This is a genomic window from Cumulibacter manganitolerans (genome assembly GCF_009602465.1).
Classification (GTDB): domain Bacteria; phylum Actinomycetota; class Actinomycetes; order Mycobacteriales; family Antricoccaceae; genus Cumulibacter; species Cumulibacter manganitolerans.
Map to the genome: position 1 here is coordinate 94,669 of NZ_WBKP01000008.1, position 10,824 is coordinate 105,492.

General features: G+C 73.4%; 10 protein-coding genes, 1 tRNA gene and 1 other RNA gene. 7 read left to right on the forward strand and 5 right to left on the reverse strand.

Annotated features, from left to right (window positions below; translation table 11 throughout):
* The 3 genes from F8A92_RS19190 to cbiB are packed head-to-tail and all read left to right on the forward strand — an operon-like array spanning position 1 to position 4,467.
* Positions 1-2,484: a cobyrinate a,c-diamide synthase gene (locus tag F8A92_RS19190; protein WP_153503949.1), complete on the forward strand. Its 2,484-nt coding sequence runs from the start codon at positions 1-3 to the stop codon at positions 2,482-2,484.
* Positions 2,481-3,506, forward strand: coding sequence for a uroporphyrinogen-III C-methyltransferase (cobA, locus tag F8A92_RS05070; RefSeq protein WP_153503951.1), 1,026 nt, complete (start codon positions 2,481-2,483; stop codon positions 3,504-3,506). The genes F8A92_RS19190 and cobA overlap by 4 nt, the downstream gene beginning before the upstream one ends.
* Positions 3,499-4,467, forward strand: coding sequence for an adenosylcobinamide-phosphate synthase CbiB (gene cbiB / locus F8A92_RS05075; protein ID WP_228389218.1), 969 nt, complete (start codon positions 3,499-3,501; stop codon positions 4,465-4,467). The genes cobA and cbiB overlap by 8 nt, the downstream gene beginning before the upstream one ends.
* Here cbiB and F8A92_RS05080 read toward each other — a convergent pair.
* Positions 4,464-5,207, reverse strand: a complete 744-nt coding sequence (locus tag F8A92_RS05080) for a cobalt-precorrin-6A reductase (protein ID WP_153503953.1) — start codon at positions 5,205-5,207, stop codon at positions 4,464-4,466. The two genes, cbiB and F8A92_RS05080, sit on opposite strands and share 4 nt — an antisense overlap.
* Positions 5,208-5,294: 87 nt before the next feature.
* Positions 5,295-5,379, reverse strand: a tRNA-Ser gene (locus F8A92_RS05085).
* A 155-nt stretch (positions 5,380-5,534) separates the two neighbouring features.
* On the opposite strand from F8A92_RS05085, the gene F8A92_RS05090 reads away from it, so the two are divergent.
* Complete coding sequence (locus tag F8A92_RS05090) at positions 5,535-6,707, forward strand: thiolase family protein (protein WP_153503954.1); 1,173 nt, start codon at positions 5,535-5,537, stop codon at positions 6,705-6,707.
* A complete protein-coding gene (locus F8A92_RS05095; protein WP_153503956.1) occupies positions 6,707-7,102 on the forward strand; it encodes a Zn-ribbon domain-containing OB-fold protein in 396 nt (131 codons plus the stop codon). The genes F8A92_RS05090 and F8A92_RS05095 overlap by 1 nt, the downstream gene beginning before the upstream one ends.
* A gap of 12 nt (positions 7,103-7,114) precedes the next feature.
* Here the strand turns inward: F8A92_RS05095 and F8A92_RS05100 are convergent, their stop codons facing one another.
* Genes F8A92_RS05100 through F8A92_RS05110 form a run of 3 tightly spaced genes read right to left on the reverse strand, consistent with a single transcriptional unit; the run spans position 7,115 to position 9,048 of the window.
* The gene (locus tag F8A92_RS05100; protein WP_153503957.1) at positions 7,115-7,435 is read right to left on the reverse strand and encodes a DUF202 domain-containing protein; all 321 of its coding nucleotides are present in this window, start codon (positions 7,433-7,435) and stop codon (positions 7,115-7,117) included.
* Complete coding sequence (locus tag F8A92_RS05105; protein ID WP_153503959.1) at positions 7,435-7,845, reverse strand: YidH family protein; 411 nt, start codon at positions 7,843-7,845, stop codon at positions 7,435-7,437. The genes F8A92_RS05100 and F8A92_RS05105 overlap by 1 nt, the downstream gene beginning before the upstream one ends.
* Positions 7,846-7,860: 15 nt before the next feature.
* The gene (locus F8A92_RS05110; RefSeq protein ID WP_153503961.1) at positions 7,861-9,048 is read right to left on the reverse strand and encodes an acyl-CoA dehydrogenase family protein; all 1,188 of its coding nucleotides are present in this window, start codon (positions 9,046-9,048) and stop codon (positions 7,861-7,863) included.
* A gap of 160 nt (positions 9,049-9,208) precedes the next feature.
* Between F8A92_RS05110 and ffs the strand changes: the two genes are divergently transcribed.
* Both ffs and F8A92_RS05120 read left to right on the forward strand, forming a co-directional pair.
* An RNA gene (ffs, locus tag F8A92_RS05115) (signal recognition particle sRNA small type) lies at positions 9,209-9,304 on the forward strand.
* 232 nt (positions 9,305-9,536) lie between these two features.
* Positions 9,537-10,824 (forward strand): DNA polymerase III subunit gamma and tau (locus F8A92_RS05120; protein WP_153503963.1); only part of this gene is annotated, 1,288 nt, incomplete at its 3' end.

Here is a 10,824-nt window from a genome sequence, read left to right on the forward strand (position 1 = left end):
GTGCTGAGCATCCCCCGTGTCGTGATCGCGGCGCCCGCCTCCGGGCAGGGCAAGACCACCGTGGCCGTCGGCCTGATGGCGGCGCTGACCCGGGCGGGGCAGCAGGTCGCGCCGGCGAAGGTCGGGCCGGACTTCATCGATCCCGGCTACCACGCGCTCGCGACCGGCCGTCCCGGCCGCAACCTCGACCCGTGGCTGTGCGGCGAGTCGCTGATGCTGCCGCTGCTCGCGCACGGCCACCTGAGCCCGGAACCCGCTGCGCTGTCGGTGATCGAGGGCGTCATGGGGCTCTACGACGGCCGCATCGGCACCGACGGGTTCGCGTCCACCGCGCACATCGCGACGGTGACCGACAGCCCCGTGGTCCTGGTCGTCGACATCTCCTCGGCCGCCCGCACGATCGCGGCGACCGTGCACGGGCTGGCCCACTTCGATCCGTCGCTGCGGGTCGCCGGCGTGGTGCTGAACAAGGCCGGATCGGCGCGGCACGCCGAGGAGGTGCGCCGCTCGGTCGAGGCCGTCGGGCTTCCGGTGCTCGGCGTCCTGCCGCGGGACGCCGGGGTGAGCGCCCCGTCGCGGCACCTCGGGCTGGTGCCGGTCGACGAGCGCGACGACGTCGCCGCCGGGCTCGACCTCCTCGCCGAGCAGACGGCCTCCTACGTCGACCTCGACGCCGTCCGCCGCATTGCCGACAGCGCAAGCGATGTGGACGTCACTCCCTGGACGCCCCCGCGCCGGGACCGCGCGGTCAGGCCGGTGGTCGCCGTCGCCGGGGGACGCGCGTTCACCTTCCGGTACGCCGAGACCGACGAGCTCCTGCGGGCACAGGGCTGCGAGCCGGTGGTGTTCGATCCGGCTCGTGACGGCTCTCTGCCCGCGGGGACGGCGGCGCTGTACCTCGGCGGCGGGTTCCCGGAGATCCACGCCGGCGACCTGGCCGGCAACGCGGCCCTCAAGCGGCAGATCGGCGACGCCGTGGCCGCCGGCATGCCGGTGGTCGCCGAGTGCGCAGGCCTGCTGTACCTCGGCGAGTCGGTGGACGGACACGACTTCGTGGGCGCCGTGCCGACCCGCGCCGCGATGAACCCGCGGCTGACCCTGCGCTACGAGCGGGCCCGCCTCGCGGTCGACTCGGTGCTCGGACCCGCCGGGACGGTGGTCACCGGGCACGAGTTCCACCGCACCCGCACGTCGCCGGCGTACGGCCCCCGGCCGGCGTGGCGGCACGACAGCGGCGCCGTCGAGGGGTTCGCCCTCGACCCCGCCGGCACCGGACGGGCGACGCTGCACGCGTCGTACCTGCACGTGCACTGGGCGGGCAACCCGGCCCTCGCCGCGAGCTTCGCCGACGCGGCCGCCGATTTCGCCGGCACGCACGCCCTGCCCGCCCCCGAACCGGCCGACGCCGAGGCGGCCGGCCGCAGACGCATCCCAGCCCGCCCGGCCGAGAGGTCCGCGGAGCCGGCGTCCCTCGAGCACCACGGCGACGCCGAGCTGGGCGACGGGCTCGAGGACTTCGCCGTCAACGTCCGCGACGCTCGTCCGCCCACCTGGCTCGCCTCCCGGATCGCGGACTCCGCCGCGGACCTCGCCGCCTACCCCGACGTCTCGGCGGCGCGCCGCGCGGTCGCCAAGCGGCACGGCGTGAGCGACGACATGGTGCTGCTGACCAACGGCGCGGCCGAGGCGTTCACGCTGATCGCCCGCGCGTTCGGCAACCGGCGCCCCGCCGTCGTGCACCCCCAGTTCACCGAGCCGGAGTCGGCGCTGCGGCGCGCCGGCATCGTGCCGGAGCGGATCATGCTGCAGGCCCGCGACGGCTTCGTCCTGCACGAGTCGCTGGTGCCCGCCGAGGCCGGCCTCGTGCTGGTCGGCAACCCGACGAACCCGACGGGGGTCCTGCATCCCCGCGGCGCGCTCGAGTCCCTGCGCCGCCCCGGACGGCTCCTCGTCGTCGACGAGGCCTTCATGGACGCGGTGCCGGGCGAGTCGCAGAGCCTGATCACGTCCGACCCCACCGGTGTGGTCGTGCTGCGCTCGCTGACGAAGACCTGGTCCATCGCGGGCCTGCGCGCCGGCTACCTGATCGGCGAGCCGGAGGTCGTCGCGGCGCTGGGCCGCCACCAGCCGCACTGGGCGGTGTCGACTCCCGCGGCCCTCGCGATGGAGCTGACGGCCACGCCCGCCGCCGTCGCCGAGGCGGCGCGACAGGCCGAGGAGCTGCAGCGGTGGCGTGCCGTGCTGGTCGCCGCGCTGGAGCGGCTCGGGCTACGCCCAGTCTCTGGACGCGCCCCGTTCGTGCTCGTCGAGGCGGGCTCCGGGGTGCGCGCCGCCCTGCGGGCGCGGGGGCTTGCCGTCCGCACCGGCGCGAGCTTCCCGGGACTGGGCCCGACATGGGTGCGGATCGCGGTCCGCGAGCCCGCGGCCACCGAGCGGCTGGTCGCCGCCCTCGACGACGTCATGAGCTTGGAGACGACAGCATGAGCCCGCAGCGAGACCTCGCCGGCCGGAGCGTCCTGGTCCACTCGGTGCGCCCGTCGTCCACCGGGAGACTGCATTCCCTGGTGCAACGGGGCGCCCGGGTCACCGTGCTGTGCGCCCAACCGGACGCCGCCCTGTCGGACATCGCCGGTCGGGGGCTGATCGGCGTCGTCGCGGACGCCGACCCTCTCGAGTTCGACCTGGTCATCCGAGACGGCGATCCCGCACCCGAGGGACTCGGTCATCACAGCGGGGAACCGGGCTCGACGACCGGGCGGGTGACGCTCGTGGGCGGCGGCCCGGGCGACGTCGGTCTGCTCACTCTGGCCGGGATGCAGGCGATCCGGAGCGCCGACGTCATCGTGTGCGACCGGCTCGCCCCGCTGGCCGCCCTCGAGGAGGCGCGCGAGGACGCCGAGATCATCCACGTCGGGAAGATCCCGCGCGGCGAGTTCACCCCGCAGGAGCGGATCAACGAGATCCTGATCGAGAAGGCGCGCGCGGGCCTGGACGTGGTCCGGTTCAAGGGCGGCGACAGCTTCGTGTTCGGCCGCGGCGGCGAGGAGTGGATCGCCTGCGCGGCGGCGAACGTGCCCGTGAGCATCGTGCCCGGCATCAGCTCGTCGATCGCCGCCGCCGAGCTGGCCGGGATCCCGGTGACCCACCGGTCCATCACCGCCGGCTTCACCGTGGTCTCCGGGCATGTCGCGCCCAGCGACCCGCGGAACACCGTGAACTGGGCGGCGCTGGCGACGTCCGGGCTGACGATCGTCGTCCTGATGGGGGTCGCGGCGCTGGGCGAGATCGCGGCGACCCTCGAGGCGGCGGGGCTGCCGGCGAGCACGCCGGTCGCGTGCATCGCCGATGCCTCGACCCCCAGCCAGCGGGCGGCGTACGGCCGGCTCGACGACATCGCCCGCATCACCGAGAAGGCCGGCATCTCGGCCCCGGCGGTTACCGTGATCGGCGAGGTCGTGCAGGCGCTCCCACGGTCCGCCGAGCACGAAGCGGGTGCGGGTGGTTGACGGGACGGGCGCCGGGCTGCTGCTCGGCTTCCTGGCCGACCGGGTCCTCGGCGACCCGCGTCGCCGGCATCCGGTAGCCGGATTCGGCCGGGCGGCGCTCGCGTTGCAGAAGCCGCTGTACGCCGACCGACGCGCGAACGGGATGCTCTACGAGCTCGTGCTGGTGGGTGGGACGCTCGCCGGCGGCGCGCTCGCCGCGCGCGCGGCGGGCGGACGGCGTACCGCTCGGACGACCGGGCCCGTGCCGTACGCGTTCGCGGTGGCGGCAGCCACCTGGGTGGTGCTCGGCGGCCGGAGCCTGGAGCGCGAGGCTGCCGCGGTGCACGCGCTGGCCGAGGCCGGCGACCTGCCGGCGGCGCGACTCCGCGTCCGCGCACTCGTCGGCCGGGACCCGTCGCGGCTGGACGGCGACGAGCTCGCCCGCGCCTGTGTCGAGTCGCTGGCCGAGAACACCTCCGACGCGGTCGTCGCCCCGCTGTTCTGGGGAGCCGTCGCCGGGATCCCCGGGCTGCTGGGCTATCGGGCGATCAACACCCTCGACGCGATGGTCGGGCACCGGACGCCGCGGTGGGAGCGCTTCGGGTGGGCCGCCGCCCGGGTGGACGACGTCGCCAACCTGGTCCCGGCGAGGGTGGCCACCGCGCTGACCGCGGTGCTGTCGCGCCGGCCGCGCGAGGTGCTGCGCGTCGTTCGCCGCGATGCGCCGGCACACCCGAGCCCGAACGCCGGGCCGATCGAGTCGGCGTTCGCCGCGACCCTCGGCGTCCGGCTGGGGGGCAGCAACGTCTACGCGGGAGTGGCCGAGAACCGTGGCACGCTCGGCGATGGCCGTAGCGTGCGCCTCGACGACGTGCCGCGGGCCATCCGGCTGAGCGGGCGGCTGTCCTGGGCGACGGTGGCCGCCGTGCTCGCGCTGCGCGGCGTCGGCCGCGCGGTGCGCGCGTGGTCGGGCCGGCGCTAGGTCCGTTCGGTGTCGAGCCACGCGGACACGCCGTCCAGCGAGGCGACCTCGTGGGCCCCGCTCGGCAGCGCCGGCCGCGCGACGACCACGACCGGCACGTCCAGCCGCGCCGCCGCCTCGAGCTTCGCGGCCGTGTAGCCGCCTCCGGAATCCTTGGTCAGCAGGACGTCCACCCGATGCTCACGCATCAGCGCCACCTCGGCGTCGACGGCGTACGGCCCGCGGGCGAGCAGCACCTGCCAGGCGGCCGGCGGCGGCGTCTCGAGCGGCTCGACGACGCGGACGACGACCGTGCGGTCGGCCCAGGCGTCCCGGAAGTACGGCAGGGTCTGGCGGCCGGTCGTCAGGAACGGCCGACGTCCGAGGCCCTCGGCGATCGCCCGGGCGTCGTCGTACGACGCGGCCCAGTGCCAGCGGTCGGCATGCGGGTGGCTGCGCCAGCCGGGGCGGGCGAACCGGACGAGGGGCACGCCGGTGGCCGCGGCGGCCTCGACGGCGTGCCGGGTCATCGTGGTCGCGAAGGGATGGGTGGCGTCGACCAGGTGGGTGATCGAGGCCGAGCGCAGGAACTCGGCGAGGCCGCCAGGGCCGCCGAAGCCGCCGATGCGCACCTCACCGACGGGCAGCCGCGGCCGGGCGACCCGCCCGGCGAGCGAGGAGACGACGTACCGCCCGGCATCGGCAAGCAGCGCGGCGAGGGCCCGCGCCTCGGCGGTGCCGCCGAGGATCAGCACGCGCACGTCGAGGCCTTCCGATCCGACCTGCGGGGGAGTAGGTAACGCTATCGGCCGGATAGCGTGCGCTACTCCACCGCAGAAGGTGAACGGCGGAGGATACGAGATTCGAACTCGTGAGGGCGTGAACCCAACCCGCTTTCCAAGCGAGCGCCATAGGCCTCTAGGCGAATCCTCCAGGGTGCGACACACAAGGATACCGGCAGCGGATCCCGCGAGTCGACCGGGAGCGCTGAGCGTCACAGCCCGCGACTCGGCGCGGGGGTACGCCGGCCGCGACCCATATTGTGAGCACCTCTAACGATTGTGCTGCCGCTCGGGCACAATCGGCCCATGAGCACACTGAACGCGGCCATCGTCGGGCTCGGGATGACCGAGATGGGCAAGGTGTACGGGCGGACGGCGACGCAGTTCGCCGTCGAGGCGGTCGGCAAGGCCGCGAGCGACGCCGGGCTCGGGGTCGCCGACCTCGACGGCCTGCTGGTCAACTGCGGCCTGGGCCGCCAGGTCGGGATGCCGCTGGCGGCCGACCTCGGCCTGCGCGACCTATCGGTGCTGTCGGAGATCCAGTCGTTCGGCGCATCGGCCGGCGTCATGGTGATGCAGGCCGCCGCGGCCATCGCCGCCGGGCAGGCCACCGCGGTCGCGTGCGTCTTCGCCGACGTCCCGCTCACCGAGGGCAAGCGCACCGGTGCGGCGTACGCCGACCCCAAGTTCCGGCTGCGCCCCGGCTTCCTCGGCATCCCGCCGGCCGGCGGCCTGCTGGGCCCGAACGTCGGCTACGCGCTCGCGGCGCGCCGCCACATGGACGCCTACGGGACCACCAGCGAGCAGCTCGGGCACGTCGCGGTCAGCACCCGGAAGTGGGCCGAGCTCAACCCGGCCGCGCAGATGCGCGCGCCGATGACCATCGACGACCACCAGAGCAGCCGCTACATCGTCGACCCCCTGCACCTGCTGGACTGCTGCCTGGTCTCCAACGGCGCGATCGCGGTCATCGTGACCAGCGGCGAACGGGCCCGCGAGCTCGCCCAGCCGCCGGTCTACCTGCACGGCGGGGCGCAGTCGCATCCCGGCTACATCGACGAGCGCGACTCCGAGTTCGGCCTCGTCACCGGCGCCAAGAAGTCCGGGGAGCGCGCGATGAGGATGGCCGGGGTCCGGCCGGAGCAGATCGGCGTCCGCGAGATCTACGACTGCTACACGTACACCACCCTCGTCACCCTCGAGGACTACGGATTCTGCGAGAAGGGCGAGGGCGGCCCGCTCGCGGAGAGCGGCGCGCTCGCTCCCGGCGGCTCGCTGCCGACGAACACCGGCGGCGGTCAGCTCAGTGGCTACTACATGTGGGGGATGACGCCGTTGAGCGAGGCGGTGATCCAGGCCCGTGGCCAGGGCGGCGAACGCCAGGTGGCCGATCACGACTACGTGCTCGTCAGCGGCAACGGCGGCATCCTGGCCCATCACTCCACGCTGATTCTGAGCCCGCACCCGAAGGAGGCGTGATGAGCGCGAAGGACATGCTGCCGATCGACCGCGACGACGCGTCGGCGGCCTGGTTCGACGCGGCCGCCGACGGCCGGCTGCTGATCCGGAAGTGCCCGGCGGGGCACGTGTCGGCCCCGCACACGACTACCTGCCCGCGCTGCGGATCGACGACGCTGCAGTGGATCGAGGCCGCAGGCACGGGGGTACTGGCGTCGTACGCCGTGATCAACCGGCGCGATGCGGACCCGCTGCCGGTCGCTATCGTCGAGCTCGACGAGGGCCCTTGGATGCGCATGCAGCTGCAGGACGTCGATCCGGCGTCGCTGGCCACCAACGACCCGGTCGAGGTGCGCTTCGCGGCCCCGGAGGGCGGCGAGCCGATTCCGTACGCCGTCCCGCGCGCCGCCGGCTGACCTCGCCGCTCGTCACACGACGACGAGCGCGATCGCCCCGATCACGAGCACGAGCGCGGTCACGGACAGCACCGCGCCGACCGGCGGATCGGGACGCTCGAGGTGGATCGCCAACGCCGTGCGGTCGGCCGCGCGGCGGCGTCCAATCATGATCGCGAGCGCCCCGGCCGCGGCGAGCACGAACGGCAGCAGCGCCCAGACCCGATGGGTGGGTAGCCAGCGCAGGAACAGCAGGCCGCACGCCACCAGCGCCAGCAAGGTGCGATTCCACGCCAGGATGGTGCGCTCGGGCTGGAGACCGCGGTCGCGGTGGACGACCCGCGGCGGTCGCATCAGCGGCCGCTGATCACGAACACGAGGATCACCAGCGCGCAGGCGATCGCGACACCCAGCGCGAGCAAGCCGGCGATGCCGCTCAACGGCAGCGGGCTGCCCCGGCGCATCGCGCGCTCGACGCGCACCCACCGCACCACCGCCCCGGCGCTCAGCGCCATCGCGAGGAGGATGAGCGCGATGGCGAGCGCCCGCCGCCATCCGCCCGGCAGCACCTCCTGGGCGAACGCCTCGACCCCGACCCCGCCCGCGAGAAGCGCGAGCGAGGTCCGGATCCAGGCGAGGAACGTGCGTTCGTTGGCGAGGCTGAAGCGGGGGTCGGGCTCTGTTCCCCCGCCCAGGACGCGCGCACTGAGCCTGCTCCGCGCCGGCGGGTTCACCCGGCTCGTGGAGTCGGCGTCATCCACCATGACACGCCGGATTCGTTAGGAGAAGGCGTTCTGGCCCGTGAGGAGCTGTCCCAGGATCAGCGTGTGCACCTCTTCGGTGCCCTCGTAGGTCATCACCGACTCCAGGTTCGCGGCGTGCCGCATGATCGGGTACTCGTGGCTGATGCCGTTGCCGCCGAGGATGGTCCGCGAGGTGCGCGCGGCGTCGATCGCGACGCGCACGTTGTTGAGCTTTCCGAACGAGACCTGCTCGGGGGCGATACCGGTGTCGGAGTCCTTCAGGCGCCCCAGGTGCAGGGCGAGCAGCTCACCCTTGGCCAGGTCCATCGCCATGTTCGTCAGCTTCTGCTGGGTCAGCTGGAAGCCGCCGATCGGACGACCGAACTGCACGCGCGACTTCGAGTAGTCGAGCGCGGTCTCGAAGCAGGAGCGGCCCGCGCCGAGCGCGCCGAACAGGATGCCGAAGCGGGCCTCGGACAGGCAGGACAGCGGACCCTTGAGCCCCTTCACCTCGGGCAGCACCGCATCGGCGGGCAGCCGCAGGTTGTCGAACACCAGCTCGCCGGTCTTGCTCATCCGCAGCGAGCCCTTGTGCTTGACCTCGTTGGCCGTGAACCCCTTGGTGTCGGTGGGGACGACGAAGCCGCGGACGCCCTCCTCGGTCGAGGCCCAGACGATGGCGACGTGGGCGATCGGCCCGTTCGTGATCCACATCTTCGAGCCGTTGATGACCCAGTCGCTGCCGTCCTTGACGGCGCGGGTCGACATGTTGGCGGGGTCCGACCCGTGGTCGGGCTCGGTCAGGCCGAAGCACCCGATGGCTCGGCCGGCGGCCATCTCCGGCAGCCACTGCTGCTTCTGCTCCTCCGAGCCGTACGCCCAGATCGGGAACATCGCCAGCGAGCCCTGCACCGAGACGAACGAGCGCAGGCCGGAGTCGCCGGCCTCGAGCTCGAGGCACGCCAGCCCGTAGTTGGTGGCGCTCATGCCCGCGCAGTCGTAGCCCTCGAGGTGCATGCCGAGCAGGCCCATCTCGCCGAGCTCGGGAATGATGTCGGCCGGGAACACGCCGTCCTCGAACCATTCGCCGGCGTGCGGGGTGATCTTCTCCTCGACCCACTTGCGGACGGTGCCGCGGATGGCCTGCTCCTCCTCATCGAGCAGGTTGGTGATGCCGAGCAGGTCGGTGGGCGCGGGGGCGGCGGCGCGAGGCTTGAGGCTCACGGTGAACTCCTGTTTCGGTATGTCGATGGGCGACGTTCATTGTCCCAAGAGCGACCTGTCCGGCGATACCGGTGCCCGCCGGTAATTGCTCACAGTCCTTAGCGGCACGAAGGATGAGGAGCGGGCGCGCACGCGTCCGCGGGGCCGCGTAGGATGGTGCACCGACCCCTCGTGTGGCGTCACCCTGTGAACCTCCCCAGGGCCGGAAGGCAGCAAGGATAAGCGGGCTCTGGCGGGTGCGCGAGGGGTCCCTATATCAATTCGCCTCGTTCGCTGCGCTCCTCGCGGCCCCAGCGGCCGCTTCGATGGTCGCGATCACCCTCGACGCTGGCCTCCCCCCCCGTTGTCTTGTGACGACTCCGGGCGACGACGCCCGGAGCGGTAACAACACAACGGGCCGCTGGGTCGTCCACAGCGGCCGGTCGGCGTCCGGCGGAGAGACTAGGCTCGGGGCGGCCTACGACGAACGAATCGACCAGGGGTGAGGCATGGCGCTCGCGCTCTACCGCAAGTACCGACCGGCGAGCTTCGCCGAGGTGGTGGGGCAGGACCACGTGACCGGTCCGCTGATGACGGCGGTCGACTCCGGCCGGATCAACCACGCCTACCTGTTCAGCGGCCCGCGCGGCTGCGGCAAGACGTCGTCTGCCCGGATCCTCGCCCGCTCGCTGAACTGCGAGCAGGGTCCGACGTCCACCCCGTGCGGCACCTGCCAGTCGTGCGTCGACCTGGCGCCTGACGGGCCTGGGAACATCGACGTCATCGAGATCGACGCGGCCTCGCACGGCGGCGTCGACGACGCCCGCGAGCTGCGCGAGCGGGCGTTCCAGCTGCCGGTGGCCAACCGCTACAAGATCTACATCATCGACGAGGCCCACATGGTCTCCAACCAGGGCTTCAACGCGCTGCTGAAGGTGGTCGAGGAGCCGCCGGAGTCGGTGATCTTCATCTTCGCGACGACCGAGCCCGACAAGGTGCTGCCGACGATCCGATCGCGCACCCATCACTACCCGTTCCGGCTCGTCCCGCCGGCCGCGATGCGCGACCTGCTCGAGCGCAACTGCGCCAGCGAGGGCGTCGCGGTGGGTCCGGCGGTGCTGCCGCTGGTCGTCCGCGCCGGCGGGGGATCGGTGCGCGACTCGCAGTCGCTGCTCGACCAGCTGATCGCCGGCGCCGGACCCGAGGGCATCACGTACGAGTCGGCGCTCGCCCTGCTCGGCGTCACCGACGCGGCCCTGCTCGACGACATGGTGGAGGCGATCGGCGTCGCGGACGGCGCCACGGTGTTCGGCAGCGTCGACCGGCTCGTCGACGCCGGGCATGATCCGCGGCGATTCGCGGCCGACCTGCTCGACCGGCTGCGTGACCTGATCCTGTTCGCGGCCGTGCCGGACGCCGGCAAGAAGGGCCTCATCGACGCGCCGGAGGATCACCTCGAGCGGCTCGCCGACCAGGCCGGTCGCCTGGGGCTGACCACGTTGTCGCGGCTCGCCGACATCGTGCACGTCGGGCTCACCGAGATGCGCGGCACGACGGCCCCCCGCCTGGGCCTGGAGCTGATCTGCGCCCGGATGCTGCTGCCTGCGGTCAGCAGCGACGGTGCCGCGCTCTCGCAGCGCATGGAGCGCCTCGAGCGCCGGCTGGAGATCGGCGGCGTGCCGCAAGGCCCCGCCGCGCCGGCCGGCGGTGCCGACACCGCCGGCCTGAGCCCGCGGCAGCGCGCCGAGGCCAGAGTCGCCGCCGCCCGCGGCGCGGTGGTCCGCGACGTGCCCCGCC